This window comes from Streptomyces rectiverticillatus, from assembly GCF_013394065.1.
GTDB lineage: Bacteria > Actinomycetota > Actinomycetes > Streptomycetales > Streptomycetaceae > Streptomyces > Streptomyces rectiverticillatus.
In genome coordinates this window covers 4,307,259-4,327,780 of sequence record NZ_CP040752.1, presented here as the reverse complement: position 1 = coordinate 4,327,780, position 20,522 = coordinate 4,307,259, and the positions used below count along the sequence as shown (strand labels likewise).

General features: G+C 72.9%; 18 protein-coding genes. 7 read left to right on the top strand and 11 right to left on the bottom strand.

Annotated elements, in window-relative coordinates; all coding sequences use genetic code 11:
- Positions 1–22: 22 nt before the first annotated feature.
- On the bottom strand, positions 23–694 hold the full coding sequence (gene phoP, locus FGW37_RS18915; protein WP_465269372.1) for a two-component system response regulator PhoP: 672 nt from the start codon (positions 692–694) through the stop codon (positions 23–25).
- Positions 695–749: 55 nt separating this feature from the next.
- Positions 750–1,970, bottom strand: coding sequence for a two-component system sensor histidine kinase PhoR (gene phoR, locus FGW37_RS18910; protein ID WP_179082125.1), 1,221 nt, complete (start codon positions 1,968–1,970; stop codon positions 750–752).
- 203 nt (positions 1,971–2,173) lie between these two features.
- On the opposite strand from phoR, the gene phoU reads away from it, so the two are divergent.
- Entirely contained in the window at positions 2,174–2,863 is a 690-nt protein-coding gene (phoU, locus tag FGW37_RS18905; protein WP_179082124.1) for a phosphate signaling complex protein PhoU, read from the top strand.
- Positions 2,864–3,234: 371 nt separating this feature from the next.
- Here the strand turns inward: phoU and FGW37_RS18900 are convergent, their stop codons facing one another.
- Positions 3,235–4,092, bottom strand: coding sequence for a class F sortase (locus FGW37_RS18900; protein WP_218650593.1), 858 nt, complete (start codon positions 4,090–4,092; stop codon positions 3,235–3,237).
- Between the two features lie 181 nt (positions 4,093–4,273).
- Between FGW37_RS18900 and FGW37_RS18895 the strand changes: the two genes are divergently transcribed.
- Entirely contained in the window at positions 4,274–4,840 is a 567-nt protein-coding gene (locus FGW37_RS18895; protein WP_179082123.1) for a hypothetical protein, read from the top strand.
- Between the two features lie 175 nt (positions 4,841–5,015).
- On the opposite strand, the gene FGW37_RS18890 is transcribed toward FGW37_RS18895, so the two are convergent.
- Positions 5,016–5,777: a phosphoglyceromutase gene (locus tag FGW37_RS18890; RefSeq protein ID WP_179082122.1), complete on the bottom strand. Its 762-nt coding sequence runs from the start codon at positions 5,775–5,777 to the stop codon at positions 5,016–5,018.
- A 154-nt stretch (positions 5,778–5,931) separates the two neighbouring features.
- On the opposite strand from FGW37_RS18890, the gene FGW37_RS18885 reads away from it, so the two are divergent.
- A complete protein-coding gene (locus FGW37_RS18885; protein ID WP_179082121.1) occupies positions 5,932–7,230 on the top strand; it encodes an MDR family MFS transporter in 1,299 nt (432 codons plus the stop codon).
- Between the two features lie 253 nt (positions 7,231–7,483).
- Here the strand turns inward: FGW37_RS18885 and FGW37_RS18880 are convergent, their stop codons facing one another.
- On the bottom strand, positions 7,484–8,017 hold the full coding sequence (locus FGW37_RS18880; protein ID WP_179082120.1) for a type III secretion system chaperone family protein: 534 nt from the start codon (positions 8,015–8,017) through the stop codon (positions 7,484–7,486).
- Positions 8,010–9,371 (bottom strand): D-inositol-3-phosphate glycosyltransferase, encoded by a 1,362-nt coding sequence (gene mshA, locus FGW37_RS18875; protein ID WP_246430443.1) that lies wholly within the window; start codon positions 9,369–9,371, stop codon positions 8,010–8,012. Before mshA ends, FGW37_RS18880 begins: the two co-directional genes overlap by 8 nt.
- Positions 9,372–9,557: 186 nt before the next feature.
- Here mshA and FGW37_RS18870 point away from each other — a divergent pair, with 186 nt between their 5' ends.
- Positions 9,558–10,367, top strand: a complete 810-nt coding sequence (locus tag FGW37_RS18870; protein WP_179082119.1) for a class I SAM-dependent methyltransferase — start codon at positions 9,558–9,560, stop codon at positions 10,365–10,367.
- On the opposite strand, the gene FGW37_RS18865 is transcribed toward FGW37_RS18870, so the two are convergent.
- The 5 genes from FGW37_RS18865 to FGW37_RS18845 form a co-directional block, all read right to left on the bottom strand.
- Complete coding sequence (locus FGW37_RS18865) at positions 10,330–10,767, bottom strand: NUDIX hydrolase (protein WP_343067126.1); 438 nt, start codon at positions 10,765–10,767, stop codon at positions 10,330–10,332. The two genes, FGW37_RS18870 and FGW37_RS18865, sit on opposite strands and share 38 nt — an antisense overlap.
- A complete protein-coding gene (locus FGW37_RS18860) occupies positions 10,764–11,801 on the bottom strand; it encodes a CHAD domain-containing protein (RefSeq protein WP_246430809.1) in 1,038 nt (345 codons plus the stop codon). Before FGW37_RS18860 ends, FGW37_RS18865 begins: the two co-directional genes overlap by 4 nt.
- Positions 11,802–11,916: 115 nt before the next feature.
- Entirely contained in the window at positions 11,917–14,292 is a 2,376-nt protein-coding gene (locus FGW37_RS18855; protein ID WP_425506550.1) for an RNA degradosome polyphosphate kinase, read from the bottom strand.
- Positions 14,293–14,605: 313 nt separating this feature from the next.
- The gene (locus FGW37_RS18850) at positions 14,606–15,577 is read right to left on the bottom strand and encodes an ABC transporter ATP-binding protein (RefSeq protein WP_179084778.1); all 972 of its coding nucleotides are present in this window, start codon (positions 15,575–15,577) and stop codon (positions 14,606–14,608) included.
- A gap of 23 nt (positions 15,578–15,600) precedes the next feature.
- Complete coding sequence (locus tag FGW37_RS18845; RefSeq protein WP_246430442.1) at positions 15,601–16,038, bottom strand: GntR family transcriptional regulator; 438 nt, start codon at positions 16,036–16,038, stop codon at positions 15,601–15,603.
- A 211-nt stretch (positions 16,039–16,249) separates the two neighbouring features.
- Between FGW37_RS18845 and FGW37_RS18840 the strand changes: the two genes are divergently transcribed.
- From FGW37_RS18840 to FGW37_RS18830, 3 genes are all read left to right on the top strand, one after another.
- Entirely contained in the window at positions 16,250–17,344 is a 1,095-nt protein-coding gene (locus tag FGW37_RS18840) for a Rieske 2Fe-2S domain-containing protein (RefSeq protein WP_179082115.1), read from the top strand.
- 214 nt (positions 17,345–17,558) lie between these two features.
- On the top strand, positions 17,559–18,182 hold the full coding sequence (locus FGW37_RS18835; RefSeq protein WP_179082114.1) for a TetR/AcrR family transcriptional regulator: 624 nt from the start codon (positions 17,559–17,561) through the stop codon (positions 18,180–18,182).
- 130 nt (positions 18,183–18,312) lie between these two features.
- Positions 18,313–20,499: an MMPL family transporter gene (locus tag FGW37_RS18830; protein WP_179082113.1), complete on the top strand. Its 2,187-nt coding sequence runs from the start codon at positions 18,313–18,315 to the stop codon at positions 20,497–20,499.
- Positions 20,500–20,522 lie beyond the last annotated feature (23 nt).

Genomic DNA, 20,522 nt, shown 5'->3' with positions numbered 1-20,522 from the left:
CGGCGCGAGCGCCAGGTAGGGCCTACGGCTCGAACTTGTAGCCCAGGCCCCGCACCGTCACCAGGTACCGCGGCGCGCCCGGGTCGGGTTCGATCTTGGCGCGGAGGCGCTTGACGTGGACGTCGAGGGTCTTGGTGTCGCCGACGTAGTCCGCGCCCCAGACCCGGTCGATCAGCTGCATGCGGGTGAGCACGCGGCCCGCGTTGCGCAGCAGCATCTCCAGGAGGTCGAACTCCTTCAGCGGCAGGTCGACCTTGGCGCCGGAGACCGTGACGACGTGCCGGTCGACGTCCATGCGGACCGGGCCGGCCTCCAGGGCGGCCGGCGCCACCTCCTCCGGCTCGCCGCGGCGGCGCAGCACCGCTCTGATGCGGGCCACGAGCTCGCGGGAGGAGAAGGGCTTGGTGACGTAGTCGTCGGCTCCTATTTCCAGGCCGACGACCTTGTCGATCTCGCTGTCCTTGGCGGTCACCATGATGACCGGCACGTTGGAGCGGCCGCGCAGCTGGCGGCAGACCTCGGTGCCGGGCAGGCCGGGCAGCATCAGGTCGAGCAGGACGAGGTCGGCGCCGTTGCGCTCGAATTCGTCCAGCCCGTCGGGCCCGGTGGCCGCGACCGCGACCTCGAACCCCTCCTTGCGCAGCATGTAGGACAACGCGTCGCTGAAGGACTCCTCGTCCTCTACGACGAGCACTCGAGTCACGGGGTGACCTCCGGTCGGGTCTCAGAGCCAATCACGAGCACTCGGGTCACGGAAGGACCTCCGGGGCGGGAAGGTGTTCGACAACGGGATGGTGGGGGTTGCGGTCGCGGTCACGGACCGCGCCCGCCTCGGGAAGTCGCAGGGTGAACGTGGAGCCCTGGCCCTCGGCGCTCCAGACCGTGACCTCCCCGCCGTGCGAGGCGGCCACGTGTTTGACGATGGCGAGGCCGAGGCCGGTCCCGCCGGTGGCGCGCGAGCGCGCCGGGTCCACACGGTAGAAGCGTTCGAAGATCCGCTCGCGGTCCTTCTCGGAGATGCCGATGCCCTGGTCGGTGACGGCGATCTCGATCAAGTCGCCGCCGGGCGCCGTGATGTGCCGGGCGGCGATGCCGACGCGGGTGCGGGCGGGGCTGTAGTTGACGGCGTTCTCGACGAGGTTGCCGAGGGCGGCGGCGAGCTGGCCGCGGTTGCCCCAGACGTGCAGGTCGGCGGTGCCTCCGGAGGCCATGGTGATCTGTTTGGCGCCCGCCTGGTGGCGGCAGCGGTCGATGGCCTCGGCGACGAGCTCGTCGACGCGCACGGGCTCGGAGTCCTCCAGCGGGTCGTCGTTCTGCACCCGGGAGAGGTCGATGAGCTCCTGGACGAGATTGGTGAGGCGGGTGGCCTCGATCTGCATGCGGCCGGCGAAGCGGTTGACGGCCTCGGGGTCCTCCGCGGCGTCCATGACGGCCTCGGAGAGCAGGGACAGGGCGCCGACCGGCGTCTTGAGCTCGTGGCTGACGTTGGCGACGAAGTCGCGGCGGACGGCCTCGATGCGGCGGGCCTCGGTGAGGTCCTCCACGAGCAGCAGGACCAGCCGGGAGCCGAGCGGGGCGACGCGCGCGGAGACCGCGAGGGCTTCGCCGCGGCCGGTGCCGCGCCGCGGAAGGTCGAGCTCGACCTGGCGTATCTCGCCGTCGCGGCGGGTGTCGCGGGCCATCTGCAGCATGGGCTCGACGGACAGCTTCCCGCCGCGCACGAGCCCGAGGGCGTAGGCGGCGGAGCTGGCCTTGACCACGGCGTCGGCCTCGTCCAGGACGACGGCCGAGGAGCGCAGGACCGAGAGCACGGTGTCGACGCCGGGTGGGAGCACGGCGTCGGTGTGCAGGGAGCTGCGGGTGGGGCGCGCCTGGTCGCGCTCGCTCCAGCGGAACGCGAGCATGGCGATCACGCCGGTGCACAGTCCGGCGAGTGCTGCCGCTGCGGCGAGGGCCGCGTCCACGTTCATGAGTCCAGGTTATGCGGCTGCCGCGGCCCATCCACAGCCAAACGGGTGCCGCCTCGAACACACGTTGCCGAGAGTTCACCTCGGCGTCGGCACCGGTTCACTCCAGGGCGCCGCAGCCGTCGCGTTCCGGCCGGAACGTGGGAGCGTGGGCAGGCCATACGGCCCCGGCCCACCGTTTCACTCGGCAGAGAGAAGGTCAGGCAATGCGGGACGCGTACCACGAGGAGCTGGATTCGATCGGCGAGGGCCTGGTGGAGATGGCCCGGCTCGTCGGGTCCGCGATCGGGCGCGCCACCACGGCGATCCTCGACGCGGACCTCAAGCTCGCAGAGTCCGTGATCGCGGCGGACGCCAAGGTGGACGACCTCCAGCGGGACCTGGAGGAACGGGCCGTCGCCCTGCTCGCGCGCCAGCAGCCGGTCGCCACCGATCTGCGGATCGTGGTCACCTCGCTGCGCATGAGCGCCGACCTGGAGCGCTCCGGCGACCTCGCGCAGCACGTCGCCAAGCTGGCGCGGCTGCGCTTCCCGGATACGGCGGTGCCGCGCGACCTGCACGCCACGATCCTGGAGATGGGGCAGCTGGCGCAGCGGCTGATGGCCAAGGCCGGCGAGGTGATCATCACCAAGGACGTCGACCTGGCGCTCCAGCTGGAGCAGGACGACGACGCGATGGACCTGCTGCACCGGGCGCTCTTCCAGCACCTGATGGACGACCGCTGGAAGCACGGCATCGAGACGGCCGTCGACGTGACGCTGCTGGGCCGCTACTACGAGCGGTTCGCGGACCACGCGGTCTCGGTCGCGAAGCGGGTGGTGTACCTGGTCACGGGCGAGCACGCGGACGAGCTGACGCAGTCCGAGGGCCGGGCGGGCGGGGACGGGAAGGCCTGAGCCGGGGCCCGGGAGACGGGTCGGGGAACGCGGGGCGAGGGCGCGTACAAGAGGGCGTGCGGCATGCTCCGTATGCTCCTACGCGCCCTCGATGCGCCCGTACATACGTACGTGAAGGGCATTGACGGGCGCATCGGGCGGTTCTTGACTGGGGAGGCAACCACCCTTCGAGGAGGTACCCGCATATGACCCAGACCCCTCCCGCACGCACCCAGGCAGGCTGCACGTGCGGCCCCGGCTGCTCCTGCGGATGCCAGAGCGGCGGATCGTGCCAGTGCGGCGGCGGCTGCAGTTAGCCCCGCACCACGCATGTCACTCACGGGACGGACCCCCGGCCGGTGCTCCGGCCGGGGGTCCTCTCGCTGCTCGGCTCACTCTTCTTCGTAGTCGGCGTCGGTCTCGTCCGCGTCGTCGCCGCCGGGGCCGGCGGGCGTGGGGGTCACCGGTGCGGCCGGGGTGGCCGGTGCCGCCGGGCTCGGCTGCTGAGCCGGATCCTGCGGCTGCTGCGGCTGCTGGGGCTGCGGCTGGGGCTGCGGTTTCTGCGGCGGCCGCTTCGCCGGTGCCGCGCCGGTCAGATACGAGGTGACGACGATGTTGGCGCTGTAGAGGTGCTTCTTGCGGTCGTACTGGCCACCACAGGTGATCAGGCGGAGTTCGGCGCGGTCGGTGTCGAGCGGCCCGTAGACCTTGTCGGCGTCGAAGGGCTCGTTGGGGACGACCGCGATGTCCTCGACGGTGAACTCGGCGACGACGCCGTCCGTACGGGTGACGTGGATCTTCGCGCCGCGTTTGAGGACGCTGAGGCCGGCGAAGACGGCCGGGGCCTTCTCGGTGTCGACGTGACCGACGATGACGGAGGGGCCGAGGCTGCCCGGCGTGGGGCCGTCCTTGTACCAGGAGACGGCGTTGGCCCGCTCGTACGGGGGCAGTTCGACGCCGCCCAGCTTGTCGAGGCCGTGGCTCTCGACGGGGGCCTTGAGCCCCAGGATCCTGACCTCCAGGGTCTGGGGGCCCGCCCCCGGCAACGGTTCGTGTGCCGGGGGCAGACCGTGCGCGCGGGGGTGGCTCTTGGCGGCGACGCCGCCGCGACCCGATGCCCGGGTGGTTTCCGGCTCTTCTTCGGCGGCACCGCCGCCACCGGCCAGGCACAGGGCGAGCAGCAGGGCTGCCCAGGCCACCCTCGTCAGCAGGCGGTTGCGTTTCCGGCCACCTGCGCGCGCTTCTGACATGACGCCCGTTCGCTCCCCGTCACTGCTTGACGGCGCCGGCGGCGCGGCGGCGGTACCAGATCATGCCGCCGATGAGACCGGCGGTCGCGGTACCGGCCAGGATGAGGACCGGGGCGTCGGCACCCGTCGTCTCCGCGGAGGAAGCGAGCGCCGTGGCGCCGCCACCCGCGTGCGAGGAGTGGTGCGGACGGCCGTGGTCGTCGTGGCGACCGTGGTCGCCGCGGCCGTGGTCGTCGTGACGCCCGTGGTCACCGCGGCCGTGGTCGTCATGGCGGCCGTGGTCGTCGTGACGGCCGTCGTGGTCGTGACGCCCGTGGTCGTCGTGGCGACCGTCGTGGTCGTGACGGCCGTCGTGGTCGTGACGCCCGTGGTCGTCGTGGCGACCATCGTGGTCGTGACGGCCGTCATGGTCGTGACGCCCGTGGTCGTCGTGACGCCCGTCGTGGTCGTGACGGCCATCGTGGTCGTGGCGACCGTCGTGGTCGTGACGCCCGTCGTGGTCGCCCCAGCCGTCGTGGTCGTGACGGCCGTCATGGTCGTGGCGACCGTGGTCGTCGTGGCGACCGTGACCGTGGTCGTCGTCGCAGTCCTCGTGGTTGTCGTGACGGCCGTGGCCGGGACCGTCCGTGTTGGGGACGGCCTCGCCGATGGTCGGGGCGATGCTGCCCCCGAAGGCGTAGGCGGGGGCGACGGGTGCCGCGACGACGGCGACGACGGTGGCTGCACCGCATATGGCGGAGCGGATTGAATGCATGGTGTTACCTCCTTGCTTTCGAGGCTCACCTGAAGACCCATGGGCCGCATCCGCACCGTGGCCGACTTGCTCCATTCGGTGACCACATGACCCGTTCGCCACAACAAGAAGCCCCCCACCAGCGCTTTCGCGCCGGCAGGGGGCCTGCAGCCGTGCTGCTCGCTGCTGCCTACTTCTTCTTGCCCTGGTTCTTCACGGCCTCGATGGCGGCCTTGGCGGCCTCCGGGTCGAGGTAGGTGCCACCGGGGGTGACCGGGCGGAAGTCGGCGTCGAGCTCGTAGGCGAGCGGGATGCCGGTCGGGATGTTCAGGCCCGCGATGTCCGCGTCGGAGACGCCGTCGAGGTGCTTGACCAGCGCGCGGAGAGAGTTGCCGTGCGCGGCGACCAGGACCGTACGGCCGGCCAGCAGGTCCGGGACGATGCCGTCGTACCAGTACGGCAGCATGCGGACGACGACGTCCTTGAGGCACTCGGTGCGCGGGCGCAGCTCCGGCGGGATGGAGGCGTAGCGCGGGTCCTCGCTCTGGGAGAACTCGGAGCCGTCCTCGAGGGCGGGCGGCGGGGTGTCGTAGGAGCGGCGCCAGAGCATGAACTGCTCCTCGCCGAACTCGGCCAGGGTCTGGGCCTTGTCCTTGCCCTGGAGGGCGCCGTAGTGGCGCTCGTTCAGCCGCCAGGAGCGGTGAACCGGAATCCAGTGGCGGTCGGCGGACTCCAGTGCGAGCTGCGCGGTGCGGATGGCGCGCTTCTGCAGGGAGGTGTGGACCACATCGGGGAGCAGACCGGCGTCCTTGAGCAGCTCGCCGCCCCGGACCGCCTCCTTCTCGCCCTTCTCGTTCAGGTTGACGTCCACCCAGCCGGTGAACAGGTTCTTCGCATTCCACTCGCTCTCGCCGTGGCGGAGGAGGATCAGCTTGTACGGTGCGTCGGCCATGCCCATGAGCGTAATCGACGGCGCGGGCCCGCCCGTGCGCGCTGCCCGGGAGGGCGTCGATTGACGGCGGGCGGCAATCCGATGGTTTGCGGGCCGCCACTGTGTGTAAGTTGCGCCTACTGAGTTCGGCACTTACACATCGGGGGGATCCGGAATGTCCGTCGCGAGCGTCAGACGAGCCGCGAAGGAGAGTGTCTCGGGCCTGCCCCGGGCGTTCTGGTGGCTGTGGGCCTCCACTCTCGTCAACCGCCTGGGGGCCTTCGTCTCCATCTTCCTGGCCATGTTCCTCACGGCCGACCAGGGGCACTCGGCCTCGTTCGCGGGGCTCGTCGGCGCGCTGCTCGGCCTGGGCAGCGTCGTCTCGTCGATCGGCGCCGGGGTGATGACCGACCGGCTGGGGCGCAGGCCCACGCTGCTGATCGCACAGACGTCGACCGCGGTGTCCGTGGCCGTGCTGGGCTTTATGACCGACCCCGTGGCGATCTCGGTCGTCGCGTTCGTGGTCGGCATGGCGAGCAACGCCTCGCGGCCGGCGGTGCAGGCGATGATGGCGGACATCGTGGCGCCCGAGGACCGGGTGCGGGCCTTCGCCCTGAACTACTGGGCGATCAACCTGGGCTTCGCGATCTCGTCCGTGGCGGCGGGCTTCGTCGCCGAGTACAGCTATCTGATCGGCTTCCTGGGCGAAGCGGTCATGACGCTGGCCTGCGCGATCCTGATCTTCGTGAAGCTGCCCGAGTCGCGGCCGGAGACGGATGCGGCCGCGGCCGAGGGCGGCGAGGCGACGGTCGGCATGGGCACCGTGCTGCGCGACGGGCGCTTCATGGCCGTGGTCGGCCTGTCCTTCCTCCTCGCCGTGGTGTTCCTGCAGTCGCAGGTCGCCCTGCCGGTGGCGATGGCGGACGGCGGGTTCTCCACCAAGGACTACGGCGTGGCCATCGCCGTCAACGGCGTCCTGATCGTCGCCGTGCAGATCCCCGTCACCCGCTTCCTCGAGCACCGGGACCCGCGGCTGCTGCTGGTCCTCGCGGCCCTCCTCGGCGGCTACGGCTTCGGGCTCACCGCCTTCGCCGGCTCGCTCGCGGTCTACATGCTGACCGTGTGCGTGTGGACGCTGGCGGAGATCATCAACTCGCCCATCCAGATGGGCCTGGTCACCCGGCTCTCCCCCACGCACGGCCGCGGCCGCTACCAGGGCATGTACACGCTGTCGTGGGCGGCGGCGTCACTGGTCGCGCCCGTGGCGGGCGGTACGGTCATCGACCGGTTCGGCGCGGACGTGCTGTGGGCGGGCTGCGCAGTGGTGGGCACGGTGACGGCCGTCGGCTACTGGCTGCTGATGCGGCGGGTTCCGGCGGCGGGTCCCGCGACGGAGGCGGCTGCGGCATCGGCTCCGGAGGAGCCGGAGGGCGCACGGCCTTCGGCCGCGGACCGGGCGGGGGCGCCGGCGTAGGCCGCCGCAGGGCCCCGGTGCGGTCCGGCACCGCCGGACTGCGCCGTTGTGGTGGCCCACCGCTGCGGCGGGAGAAACGTCCGGGGCCCGGGCGAGGCCGGTGCCGGCCCACCGGCCCACCGGCCCACCGGCCCACCGGCCCACCGGCCCACCGGCCCACCGGCCCACCGGAACGAGCATCCCGCGACGGCGCGGCATCACGGCAGCGAGGCTCCTGCGGCACGCGCCGCCGCGTGGCGGGCCGCGCGCGCCCTCACGATCCGGCGGATCCGCCGCCGCCTTCGCCCCCGCCCTCACCGTCGGGCTGATCCCCCGTCAGCCGGGCGAACGCCTCCAGGTTCCGCGTGGACTCCCCGCGCGAGGTGCGCCACGCGTACTCCTTGCGGATGGCGCTCGCGAAGCCCATCTCCAGCAGGGTGTTGAAGCTGCCGTCGGCGTTCTCCAGGACCGTGCCGAGGAGCCGGTCGACCTCGTCCGGGGTCACGGCGGCCAGCGGCAGCCGGCCGACGAGGTAGACGTCGCCCAGCCGGTCCAGGGCGTAACCCAGTCCGTACAGCCGGGTGTTGCGCTCCAGCAGCCAGCGGTGCACCGCCTCGTGGTTCTCGTCCGGCCGGCGCACGACGAAGGCGTTGACGGACAGCGAGTGCTTGCCGACGACCAGGGACACGGTCGTGGACAGCTTGCGGGTGCCCGGCAGCTTCACCACGTAGGTGCCGTCGGCCGGAGTCTCCCACTCGAGCCCGGCCTCACTGAACGTCTGTTCGAGAACGGTTTTCGCGTCAGCCATGCGACGAGCGTAGGCGACGCCGCCGCTCGGTGATCGCTTCGGTGTACACCTCGGCCGTGGCGGCCGCGGCCGTGCCCCAGCCGAAGTGGCGCGCGTGGCGGGCCGCCGCGGCGCCCATCCGGTCCGCGAGGGAGGGGTCGTCGGCGAAGCGGGCCAGCGCGGCGGCGTAGTCGGCCGGGTCGTGCCCGTCGACGAGGAAGCCGCTCTCGCCGTCCCGCACGGCCACCGGCAGGCCGCCGACGGCCGCCGCGACCACGGGCGTGGCACAGGCCTGGGCCTCGGCGGCGACCAGGCCGAAGGACTCGCTGTACGACGGCATGACCAGCACGGACGCGGCCCGGTACCAGTCGGCTAGCTGTTCCTGGCCGACCGGCGGGCGGAAGCGGACGACGTCGGCGATACCGAGCCGCGCGGCGAGCTTCTGCAGCCCCTCGGGCTTGGCCAGGCCGCTGCCGCTGGGGCCGCCGACGACCGGCACCACGATGCGCGTGCGCAGCTCGGGCCGCTCGTCGAGGAGCACCGCGACCGCGCGCAGCAGGATGTCGGGGGCCTTGAGCGGCTGGATGCGGCCCGCGAAGAGGGGGACGAGGGCGTCGGCGGGCAGGCCGAGCCGCTCCCGGGCGGCGGCGCGGGAGTCGCCGGGGGTGAAGCGGTCGAGGTTGACGCCGGGGTGGACGACGGCGACCTTGCCGGGGTCGGCGTCGTAGTGGTGGACGAGCTCGCGGGCCTCGCCGTCGGTGTTGGCGATCAGGCGGTCGGCGGCGCGCACGATCTGGGTCTCGCCGATGACGCGCGTCTCCGGCTCGGGGGTGTCGCCGGCGGCGAGCGCCGCGTTCTTGACCTTGGCCATGGTGTGCATGGCGTGGACGAGAGGGACGCCCCAGCGCTCGGCGGCGAGCCAGCCGACGTGGCCGGAGAGCCAGTAGTGGGAGTGGACCAGGTCGTAGTGACCGGGCCGGTGGCCGGCCCAGGCCTGCATCACGCCGTGCGTGAAGGCGCACAGCTGCGCGGGCAGCTCCTCCTTGGCCAGGCCCTCGTACGGGCCCGCGTCGATATGGCGCACCAGCACGCCGGGGGCCAGCTCGACGGCGGGCGGCAGGGCGCCGGTGGTGGCGCGGGTGAAGATCTCGACCTCGATGTTGATCGCGGCGAGCCGCTTGGCCAGCTCCACGATGTAGACGTTCATGCCGCCCGCGTCGCCGGTCCCGGGCTGGTGGAGCGGCGAGGTGTGAACGCTGAGCATCGCGATGCGGCGGGGCTTGCGGGGGGCGCCGAGGCGCCGGAGGGGGGTGCCCGCGAGGGTGCCGAGCGCGCGGCCGCGGCGGGCGCCGAGCCTGGATGCGTACTGGCTCACCGTGCGTGTCCTCCGTCAGCGTGAGGTGGTTGGGGGGCGTGCGTGGGGGCGTGCGTCACCTTGTCAACGGTGCAACGTCACGGGTACGGAGCCGCATTTCCGCTTTGCCAAAGAGTGACCCAGCCCTCTTCCCGTCCTTCCCCCGCGCGGCACGGACCGCTCTGAGCAGCGCTTACGCTCGAAGGCATGGCCGCTCGCACCCCTCCTCCGCCCAGCCGTCCCGTCGGTGCGGTGACCCGGGGTACGACCAACCCGAACCGGCTGCGCCGCATGGACCGCTGGATCGCCGACGCCCACGGGCCCGCGCTGCGCCGCAGCGCCGACCCCGTCGCCGTCGACCTCGGCTACGGCGCCGCCCCGTGGACCGCGGTGGAGCTGCTCGCGCGGCTGCGCACGGTGCGGGCGGACGCCGAGGTCGTGGGGGTCGAGATCGAGCCCGCGCGCGTCGCCGGGGCCCGGCCGTACGCGCGCGACGGGCTGTCCTTCCGGCACGGCGGCTTCGAGGTGCCGCTGGACGGCGGCCGGCGGCCGGCGCTCATCCGCGCCGCGAACGTGCTGCGCCAGTACGACGAGGGCGAGGTCGCCGCGGCCTGGGCCCGGCTGTGTGCGCGGCTCGCGCCGGACGGGCTGCTCGTGGAAGGCACGTGCGATGAGATCGGGCGGCGGCACGTCTGGGTGGCGCTCGGCCCGGAGGGGCCCCGCACGGTCACCTTCGCCACCCGCCTCGGCTCCCTGGTCACCCCCTCCGACCTGGCCGAACGCCTGCCCAAGGCGCTCATCCACCGCAATGTGCCGGGCGAGCCGGTGCACGCGTTCCTGCGCGACTTCGACCGGGCCTGGGCCGCGGCGGCGCCGTACGCGTCGCTCAGCGCGCGCCAGCGGTGGATCCGTACGGTCACCTCGCTGCGGGCGGACTGGCCCGTGACGGACGGCCCGCGCAGGTGGCGCCAGGGCGAGGTCACCCTGCGGTGGGAGGCCCTGGCTCCGGCGGGCTGATCACCGCCAGCAGCGCGTCCACCAGTTCCCTGTCCCTGTCCTCCGTCAGGCGTTCCCTCGCCTCCCGCGGCGGCAGCCACAGCAGCCGGTCGACTTCGCTGTTCGGCACGAAGGTGCCCCCCGTGGCGCGTGCCGCCCAGTAGCGGACCTCCTTCGGGCGGCCTGCGACGACGTACCGAGCGGTGGGCAGCACCCCGCCCGGCTCGCACTCCATGCCCGTCTCCTCGCGGACCTCGCGCACCGCGCCCCCCAGGGCGTCCTCGCCCCGCTTGAGCTTGCCCTTCGGATGGGACCAATCGTTATATTTCGGACGGTGGACCAGGGCGATCTCCAGGGCCCCGTCCCGCCCCCGCCGCCACAGCACGCAGCCCGCCGCGTACAGCGGCGCCTCCGCCGTCACGGCGTCCCCGCCCGCAGCCAGATCCGGCCGAACGCGAACCGCGCCGCCTCGACCTCGTGGCGCTGGTCGGCGTGGAGGACGCCGAGGGCGTACGCGGTGGCCGGGGCGATGCGGGGGGTGCGGGCGGCCGCGGCGGCGTCCGCGGCGGCCTCCGCGGCGTCGCGGTGGCGGTCGAGGGCCTGGCCGGCGCCGAGGAGGCGTACGGACAGGGACGGCTCGACCTCGGTCTGCTCGTGTTCGTCGAGCACCTCCTGCGCGTACCGCCGCAGCCGTACGAGCCGCCGCACCTGGTGCCAGGGCGCGTCCTGGCGTCCCTCGGCGGGCGGGCCGTCGGGGGCCGGGGCGGCGGCGAGGCCGTGGGCGAGGGCCTCGGCGTTGTACGGGTTCCCGGCGAGGGCCAGGGGCAGCGCCTCCGCCGCCTCGGCCAGCCGCCGCTGCGCCTGTTCGGCGAGGTGGGGCAGGACCTCACGGGCGGGGAGGCCGCGCGCGCCGGGGTCCAGGGGCACCTCGGAGGCGAGCAGGGCGGCGGCGTCGGCGACGGCGTGGAAGCGGGAGGTGCCGAGCGCCTGGAGCGCCGCGGAGTGGGCGCGCGTGCGCGCGAGCGTCAGCCGGCGCTCCAGCAGGGCCCCGGCCCGGGCCGCCCCGACGGTCAGGCCGCCGCCGGCCCCGCCGTCCTCCGCGCCGGAGAGCCGGTGCAGCGCCCCCCGCAGCCGGGCGAGCCGCGCCGCGTAGGCGTGCTCGCGCCCCAGCACGTCCGTCAGCCATACGAGCTCCGTACGGAGCTGGTCGGTCCAGTCGGTGTCCGTCAGCGGGCGGTAGACGTACAGGACCCCGGCGATGCGCCGGGCGGACCGGCGCAGCAGGCGCGCCGCCTCCCCCGCCTCGTCGGCGTCGGCGCCACTCTCGCCGTGCAGCCGCAGGCTGCGCAGGAACTCGACGGCCTGGGCCTGCAGATAGCCGGCCAGGACGTCGCCGGCGGTGGCCGCCCCGGCGGGGCCGGTGGCGGTGCGCACGGCCGGGTATCTCGTCGTCATCGTGTCCTGCCCCCCGGCGGTGTCCATGAGCACGTCCGCAAGCGCGTCCGTGAGCGGGTTCTCAGGCGCGCCCGTAAGCGCAGCGGTGTCCGTAGCGGTGTCCGTACCTGCCGGGTCATGGGGTCGCTGAGCCACGCCGGCGCCTCCGGGCGTCAATGAGCATCTCCTGGACGTTCCGCAGCGGCTGCCCGTCGGCGTCGGTCGCCTGCCGGGTCCAGCCGCCGTCCGGGCCGAGGTGCCAGGAGGCGGTGGAGTCGGACATGCCGGCTTCGAGCAGCCTGCTGAGGGAGGCCCGGTGCGCGGGGTCGGTGACGCGCACGAGGGCCTCGATGCGCCGGTCGAGGTTGCGGTGCATCATGTCGGCGCTGCCGAGCCACACCTCGGGCTCGCCGCCGTTGCCGAAGGCGAACACCCGCGAGTGCTCCAGGAAGCGGCCGAGGACGCTGCGGACGCGGATGTTCTCGGAGAGCCCGGGGACGCCGGGGCGCAGCGCGCAGATGCCGCGCACCCACACGTCGACCGGGACGCCGGCGCGGGCGGCGTGGTAGAGGGCGTCGATGACCGTCTCGTCGACCATCGAGTTGACCTTGATGCGGATGGAGGCGGGCCGCCCGGAGCGGTGGTGCGCGACCTCCTTGGCGATCCGGGCGACGAGCCCGTCCCGCAGGGATCTGGGGGCGACGAGCAGGCGCCGGTAGGTCTCGCGGCGCGAGTAGCCGGAGAGCCGGTTGAAGAGGTCGGAGAGGTCCGCGCCGACCTGCGGGTCGGCGGTGAGCAGCCCCAGGTCCTCGTAGAGCCGGGCGGTCTTGGGGTGGTAGTTGCCGGTGCCGACGTGCGAGTAGCGGCGCAGGGTGTCGCCCTCCTGCCGGACCACCAGGGAGAGCTTGCAGTGCGTCTTGAGGCCCACCAGCCCGTAGACGACGTGGCAGCCCGCCTCCTCCAGCTTGCGCGCCCACTTGATGTTGGCCTGCTCGTCGAAGCGCGCCTTGATCTCGACGAGGACGAGCACCTGCTTGCCCGACTCGGCCGCGTCTATCAGGGCGTCGACGATGGGCGAGTCGCCGGAGGTCCGGTAGAGGGTCTGCTTGATGGCCAGGACGTCGGGGTCGGTCGCCGCCTGCTCCAGGAACGCCTGCACGGAGGTGGAGAACGAGTCGTACGGGTGGTGCAGCAGGACGTCGCGCTCGCGCAGGGCGGCGAAGATGTCGGGCGCGGAGGCCGACTCGACCTCGGCGAGGTCACGGTGCGTGCCGGCCACGAACTTGGGGTACTTGAGCTCGGGCCGGTCGAGGGTGGCGATGCGGAAGAGCGCGGTGAGGTCGAGCGGGCCGGGCAGCGGGTAGACCTCGGCGTCGGAGATCTTCAGCTCGCGGACCAGCAGGTCGAGGACGTACGGGTCGATGGTCTCCTCGACCTCCAGCCGCACGGGCGGGCCGAAGCGGCGGCGCATGAGCTCCTTCTCCAGCGCCTGCAGCAGGTTCTCCGCGTCGTCCTCCTCGACCTCCAGGTCCTCGTTGCGCGTCACGCGGAACATGTGGTGCGCGAGGACCTCCATGCCGGGGAAGAGCTCTTCGAGGTGCGCGGCGATGACGTCCTCCAGGGGGACGTAGCGCTGCGGGGAGGCCTCCAGGAAGCGGGAGAGGATCGGCGGGACCTTGACCCGGGCGAAGTGGTCGTGCCCGCTGACGGGGTTGCGGACGACGACGGCGAGGTTGAGGGAGAGCCCCGAGATGTACGGGAACGGGTGCGCGGGGTCGACGGCCAGCGGGGTCAGCACGGGGAAGATCTGCTGCCGGAAGAGGGTGAACAGCCGGCCCTGCTCCTTGTCGGTCAGCTCGTTCCAGCGGATGAGGTGGATGCCCTCCTCGGCCAGCTCGGGGGCGACGTCCTGCTGGTAGCAGGCGGCGTGCCGGGCCATGAGCTCGCGGGAGCGGGTCCAGATCAGCTCCAGCACCTCGCGGGGCTGCAGGCCGGAGGCGGAGCGGGTGGCGACGCCGGTGGCGATGCGGCGCTTGAGGCCGGCCACGCGGACCATGAAGAACTCGTCCAGGTTGCTCGCGAAGATCGCGAGGAAGTTGGCCCGCTCCAGCAGGGGCGTCGCCGGGTCCTCGGCCAGTTCCAGGACGCGTTCGTTGAAGGCCAGCCAGCTGCGCTCGCGGTCCAGGAAGCGGCCCTGCGGCAGCGGCCCGTCGCCGTAGGGGTCGTCGTCTTCGCCGGCGCGCCCGGGTGCGTAGGCCGGGCCGTGGCCGTACGCGTCGTGGCCGTACGCGTCGTGGCCGTAGCCGCCGTGCCCGTAGGGGCCGAGGTCGGCGTCCAGGTCGGGCTCCAGGCCGGGCGAGGCGGCCGGGCCGGCCACCGCGAAGGGCCGGTGCGCGGCGATGGACCCGACCGAGGGCTGCGGGTTGCCGAACCCCTCGCCGTAACGGTCGCTGCGGTCGCTGCGGTCGCCGTGCGGCTGGTCGTGGGCCTGTGCGCGGGACGACTGGGTCATGTTCCCATGGTGCCGCGCCGGCGGCGGGCCGGGCGCGTCGAAGGAGGTCACGGCGGGGGCGGCGCGGAGCCTTCGAGCGGGTACGGGGGGCACAGCAGGCTGCATTCCGCAAGACTCGCAACCGCTGTTGAATCACGGGTAACGCCCACATGGCGCGTGGGTGCCTTCCGGCGGACCTGCGCTACGGGCTGCGGTCATGCGGAGACGCGGCGCATCCGTCCCGGCGCGATCCGTCCCGGCGCGACCCGTCCCGGCGCGACCCGGGCGAGGACGGCCGCAGCGGCCGGGGCGACGCGGGTGACGGCCGCGGGGCTCAGGCGGCCGCCCCCGGCCGGCGCGACGGGCCCTGCACGCACGCCTGGTGGGGCGTGCGCGGCTCCGCGCTGGGGGTGAGGAGCGCCGGGGCTCCGGGAGCCCGCAGGTGGGCGAGGAGGAGCTCCTCCAAGGAGGGTTCGGTGGCCCGCCACCGCTCGGGAACGGGGCCGTCGGGCCGGACGAGGGCGGTCAGCTGCCGTCCCGTGGCGCGCGCCTCCACGACGGTGTGGGTGGCGAACTCCCGCGGCAGGTCCGGGCCTTCATGCCGGCCTACGAGGACGGCGTGCGCAGCGAGCAGGTCCTCGACCTCGCCCGCGAGCCGGACGCGGCCACCGGCGATCAGCAGCAGGTAGTCGCAGATCCCCTCGAGCTCGGCGAGGACGTGGGAGGCGATCACGACGGTGGTGGCGTGCTCGGCGGCCTGGCCCATGAGGGCGGCCGTCATCTCGTGCCGCGCGAGCGGGTCGAGGTCGGCCATCGGCTCGTCGAGCAGCAGGAGTTCGGGCCGCTTGCCGAAGGCGAGGGCGAGGGCGACGCGGGTGCGCTGGCCGCCGGAGAGGTCGCCGACGCGGGCCGTGGACGACAGTCCGCCGTCGGCGACCGTACGCTCGGCCGCGGCCTGGTCCCAGCGGCCGGGGTTGAGCTCGCGCCCCATGCGGAAGGTGTCGGCGATCGTGAACTGCGGGTAGAGCGGCTTGTCCTGGGAGAGGTAGGCGATGCGGGGGCGGACGTCCGCGGCGCCGGGCAGGCCGCCGAAGACGGTGAGGGATCCCGCGGTGGGGCGGCGCAGCCCGGCGGCGAGCGACAGCAGCGTGGACTTGCCCGCGCCGTTGGGCCCCACGAGCGCGCAGACGCGGCCCGCGGGGAGGCGGAAGGAGCAGTCGTCGAGCGCCCGGCGGCGCCGGTAATTCATCCCGAGGCCCACCGCCTCCACGGCGGTCCGCTCGGGCTGAAACGTCATCCCCGTCATCCCCGTTGTCCCGGTCATCCCGGTCATCCACTCCCCTTGTTCGTCTCGTACGGGCCGCCGCGCCCCGTGCTCCCCCCGGGCCCGTCGAACCCCTCCTCCAGGACGGAGGCGAGCAGCGCGGCCACGTCCTCCCGGTCCAGGCCGGCCTCGCGGGCGCGGTGCATCCAGCCGGTCAGTTCGGCGCGCAGGGGCGAGTCGGCGGCGGCCTGCGGGCGGGCCAGCGAGCGCCGTACGAACGTCCCGAGCCCGGGGCGCGCCTCGACCAGGCCCGCGCGATCCAGCTCGCGGTAGGCCTTGAGGACGGTGTTGGGGTTGATGGCCGTGGCCGCGACGACCTCCTTGGCCGTGGGCAGCTTGTCGCCGGGCGCGAGCAGGCCCAGGCGGAGGGCCTGTTCGACCTGCTGGACGATCTGCAGGTACGTGGCGACCCCGCTGCGCCGGTCGATGCGGAACTCGACCACGCGCCCCCCTTTCACTACTTGACTAGTGAAAGCGTGTGGGATGGGGCTGCGGCCTGTCAAACGGGGGCCGCGGGCGCCATCAGCCATCGGTCAGCGGCCTGTCAGCGAGCCGCGCCACAGTGGCCTTGACGTGCGCTCAGTGCGCTCAGTGCGAGCAGGACGACCAGGACGAGCAGGACGAGCAGGACGAGCGAAATCCAGAGGGAGAGACGTGATACCCAACCAGTGGTACGCGATCCTGCGGTCGCAGGACGTGAGGACCGACCGGCCGACCGGTGCCCGCCGCTTAGGGAAGGAGCTGGTCGCCTGGCGAAACCGTGCCGGCCGCGTGGTGCTGCAGGACGCGCGCTGCCCCCACAAGGGCGCCAGCCTCGCCCGCGGGCGGCTGTACGGCGACTCCATAGGCTGCCCGTACCACGACTTCCGCTTCGGCGCCGACGGCGCGTGCAAGCTCGCGCCGTGCCTGGGGCCCGGTGCCCGCATCCCCGCGTCGATGCGCATCGACACCCACCCCGTGCGCGAGCAGAACGGGCTGGTGTGGATGTGGTGGGGGCAGGACCTGGACGTCCTGCCGGAGGTGCAGGTGCCGCCGGAAGTGGCCGACAAGCCCGCGCTGTACGCGACCTCCACCTGGAGCCAGCCCGTCCACTACACCCGCTACATCGAGAGCCTCCTCGACTTCTACCACGTACCGGTCGTGCACCGGGACCACTGGTTCAACTACGCGGACTACATGGGCTGGGGCGGGACGCTGAAGAAGCTCGGCCTCGACGGCCGCAGGCGCTACATCGCCATGACGAAGGTCGAGAAGAGCCGCCTGGAGGTCGACGGGACGACCCTGCGGCACTACTTCGAGCTGTGCCAGCACGACGATCCCACCAACCGCAACTTCCTCCGGGTGACGTTCACCTTCCCCGGCATGGTCCACATCCACGCGCTGCCCTTCGACGTGACGATCTGGATGACGCCGATCGACGACAACAACACCCAGGTGCTGTTCCGCTGGTACGAGGACGAGCGGATGAAGAACGTCCTGCGCTTCCCGGCGGCGCGGCGGATCGTGCCGAGGCTGGCCCTCTTCGCGCAGAAGCGCGTACAGGAGGTCCAGGACATGAACGTCGTCAAGAGCATCGAGCCGCGCGCCACCGGCCGCGGCGTGAACAGGTTCGTGGCGGCCGACGAGCTGAACGCCAAGTACGTGGTGATGCGGGACCAGCTGAAGAAGGAGGCCGCCGCGGCGATGGCCGGGGAGCGGCCGCCCGCCGCACTCGTCGCGGACGGGGCCGCGGCCGCGCCCGCCGAGTGAACCCCGCTCGTGCGGCGCGGGGGCAAGGCCACGCGCCTAGGGGCGCTCCTTCGCGCCGGGATGCGCGGCAGAAACTTCCGGCACGGCGGTGACGCACGAGGTGTCACTCGTCTTACCGTGGGTACGCATAGGGCGAACGCCCAAGGCGAACGCCCAAGTTGACCGACGGACGACGTACGGCGGACGGCAGACGGAGAGACGGAGAGACGGCACAGTGACACCCACCTCGGCGGAACGCGGCCAGGAGACCCGGGCACGGCTGCTCGGCGCCGCAGCGCGGCTGGTCGTGGAGGAGGGGTGGGGAGCGGTGACCACACGGAAGGTGGCCGCAGCGGCGGGGCTGCGCCCCGGGCTCGTGCACTACCACTTCGACACGGTCACCGACCTGCTGGTCGAAGCGTCCCTGGAAGCCTCCCGGCGGGAGATCGACAAGGTGATCGCCCTGCTGGAGCAGGCCGCGGAGGGCCCCGCGGGGACGCCGGAGGCCCTGGCCGCCCTCGCCCGGTACCCCAGCGACGCGTCCACGGCCGTCCTCGCCGGGGAAATGGTCCTGGCGGCCACCCGCAACAAGAAGATGCGCGACGGCCTGGCGGAGCTCACCAGCCGCTGGCGCACCGCCGTCGCCGCCTGGCTGCGGGCCCACGGCAACACGGCCGACCCCGAGGGCACCGCCCTGGTGCTCGGTGCGGCCGTCGACGGTCTGCTGCTCCAGCGCCTGATCGAGCCCGCCCTCGCCGCGGTGCCGCTGGACGGCCCGCTGGCGCGGCTCACCGGTATCACCTGCACCACCACCGCCGCCGACGCACCCGGGCGTGCCGACGGCTCGGACACCACCTGAGTCTCCGTGTGCGCCGTGGCCTCCCCCGCCCGCGGCGCACACGGTCCCTCCCCGTCGCCCTCCGGCCGTCGCACCGTCCCGAAGCCGCCCCGAAGCAGTCCCGAAGCGACCAGGAAGAGGCACCAGGACCATGCCAGGAGACGCCCTCCACCCGTCCGGGGAACGTACCGGCCCCGCCTCCGGCCCCAACGGCCGCCGCAACGACCGTAGCGGCCGTAACGGGTTCCGAAGGTTCCGGAAGGGCTTACCGATCGGCCTGATCACCGGCCGCCGGTCCAAGTACGGGGTGATCGTCGCCTGGCTGATCGTGCTCGTCGTCGCGGCGGGGTTCGCGGGCAAGCTCTCGAGCGTGGAGAAGAACGACGTCAAGTCGTCCCTGCCGAACAGCGCCGAGTCCACGCGCGTCTTCGACACCCAGGCGAAGTTCGGCTCTCCGTACACCGTTCCGGCCGTGGTGGTCTACGAACGGCCCTCGGGCCTGACCGAGGCGGACAAGCGGAAGACGGCGGCCGACGCGAAGGTGTTCGGCGAGCGCAAGGACCTGGAGGGCCCGGTCACCGGGCCCGCGATCTCCGAGGACGGCACGGCGGCGCAGACGACCGTGCCGCTGAACCTGGGGCCCGACTACTTCAGCAAGGTCGGCGACCGCGTCAAGGAGATGCGCAAGACCGCCCGGGACGGCGCCCAGGGCATGACGGTCCACATCGCGGGCCCCGCGGGCAACACCGGTGACCTCAACAAGGCCGTGAGCGGCATCGACACCACCCTCCTGGCCGCCACGCTGCTCGTGGTGATCGTGATCCTGCTGTTCACCTACCGCAGTCCCGTGCTGTGGCTGATGCCCATCATCTGTGCCGGGGTGTCGCTCCAGATCGCCGAAGCGGTCATCTACTTCCTCGCCAAACACGGAGGGCTGACGGTCAGTGCCGACGGCGCGGGCATCCTGACCATCCTCGTCTTCGGCGCGACCACCGACTATTCGCTGCTGCTCATCGCCCGCTACCGCGAGGAGCTGCGCCGCCACGAGGACCGGCACGCGGCCATGGAGGAGGCCCTGCGCCGCTCGGGCCCGGCCATCATCGCCAGCGCCGCGACCGTGGCGGTCGGCATGATCTGCCTGATGCTGGCCGACATGAACTCCACGCGGGGGCTCGGCCCGGTCTTCGCGGTCGGCATCGTCGTCGGCGCCGCGGTGATGCTCACGCTCTTCCCCGCGCTGATGGTCACGGTGGGACGGTGGATCTTCTGGCCGGCCAAGCCGGAGTACGGCTCCGGGAACACCATCGACACCAGCCGCTGGGTCGCCGTCGGCAACCGCATCGCCCGCAGGCCCCGGACGACCTGGGTCGTGACCGCCCTGATCCTGGCCGCGGCCGCCGCCGGCATGGTGCAGCTGAACTCCCACGGCCTGACCGACCAGCAGGCCTTCACCACGCACCAGGACTCGGTCGCCGGAGAGAAGATCATCGACCGGCACTTCGACGCGGGCCTGGGCAGCCCCGTCTTCGTCACCGCCAAGGCCGACCGGGCCGAGGCCGTGCGCACCGCCCTGATGTCCGTACCCGGCATCGACCGCGGCTCGGTGAGCCCGCCCATGACCAAGGGCGGCGACGCCCTGCTCTACGCCACCCTCACCGACGCGCCCGACAGCAAGGCCGCGTTCCGCACGGTCGAACGCGCCCGCACGGAACTCCACGCCGTCCCCGGGGCACAAGCCCGGGTCGGCGGGAACACCGCGCTGAACCTCGACGTCAAACAGGCCACCAAGGACGACCGCGCCCTGATCGCCCCCATCGTGCTCCTGGTCGTCCTGGTGATCCTGGTGCTGCTGCTGCGCGCCGTCGTGGCATCGCTGCTGCTCATCGCCACGGTCGTGCTCTCCTGCGCCACCACGATCGGCGTCAGCGCCCTGGTCTTCCGCCACATCTTCGGCTTCGGGGCGGAGGACAACTCCTTCCCGCTGTACGTGTTCGTCTTCCTGATCGCGCTCGGCATCGACTACAACATCTTCCTCATGACCCGCATCCGGGAAGAGGCCCTCAAACACGGCACCCGCCCGGCCACCCTCACCGGCCTCGCCGCAACCGGCGGCGTCATCACCTCCGCAGGCGTCGTCCTGGCCGGCACCTTCGCCGTCCTGGGCACGCTCCCCTTGACCCAATTCGCCGAACTGGGCTTCGCGGTGGCCTTCGGCATCCTCCTGGACACGTTCATCGTCCGCTCGGTCATGGTCACGGCCCTCAACCTGGACGTGGGCCGCCACATCTGGTGGCCCAGCGCCCTGGCCAAGAAGGAGGACTCCCCGGCGGCCCCATAGGACGGGCGTCCCCGCCCCCGGGC

What these genes read in the sequence shown, in the direction of transcription:
- FGW37_RS18900 (WP_218650593.1), bottom strand. Translation starts at nt 4,092, where the DNA reads ATGTCAGAAGCGCGCGCAGGTGGCCGGAAACGCAACCGCCTGCTGACG.
- FGW37_RS18830 (WP_179082113.1), top strand. Translation starts at nt 18,313, where the DNA reads ATGCCAGGAGACGCCCTCCACCCGTCCGGGGAACGTACCGGCCCCGCC.
- FGW37_RS18890 (WP_179082122.1), bottom strand. Translation starts at nt 5,777, where the DNA reads ATGGCCGACGCACCGTACAAGCTGATCCTCCTCCGCCACGGCGAGAGC.
- FGW37_RS18870 (WP_179082119.1), top strand. Translation starts at nt 9,558, where the DNA reads ATGGCCGCTCGCACCCCTCCTCCGCCCAGCCGTCCCGTCGGTGCGGTG.
- FGW37_RS18855 (WP_425506550.1), bottom strand. Translation starts at nt 14,292, where the DNA reads ATGACCCAGTCGTCCCGCGCACAGGCCCACGACCAGCCGCACGGCGAC.
- phoR (WP_179082125.1), bottom strand. Translation starts at nt 1,970, where the DNA reads ATGAACGTGGACGCGGCCCTCGCCGCAGCGGCAGCACTCGCCGGACTG.
- phoU (WP_179082124.1), top strand. Translation starts at nt 2,174, where the DNA reads ATGCGGGACGCGTACCACGAGGAGCTGGATTCGATCGGCGAGGGCCTG.
- FGW37_RS18850 (WP_179084778.1), bottom strand. Translation starts at nt 15,577, where the DNA reads ATGACGGGGATGACGTTTCAGCCCGAGCGGACCGCCGTGGAGGCGGTG.
- FGW37_RS18880 (WP_179082120.1), bottom strand. Translation starts at nt 8,017, where the DNA reads ATGGCTGACGCGAAAACCGTTCTCGAACAGACGTTCAGTGAGGCCGGG.
- FGW37_RS18885 (WP_179082121.1), top strand. Translation starts at nt 5,932, where the DNA reads ATGTCCGTCGCGAGCGTCAGACGAGCCGCGAAGGAGAGTGTCTCGGGC.
- FGW37_RS18860 (WP_246430809.1), bottom strand. Translation starts at nt 11,801, where the DNA reads ATGACGACGAGATACCCGGCCGTGCGCACCGCCACCGGCCCCGCCGGG.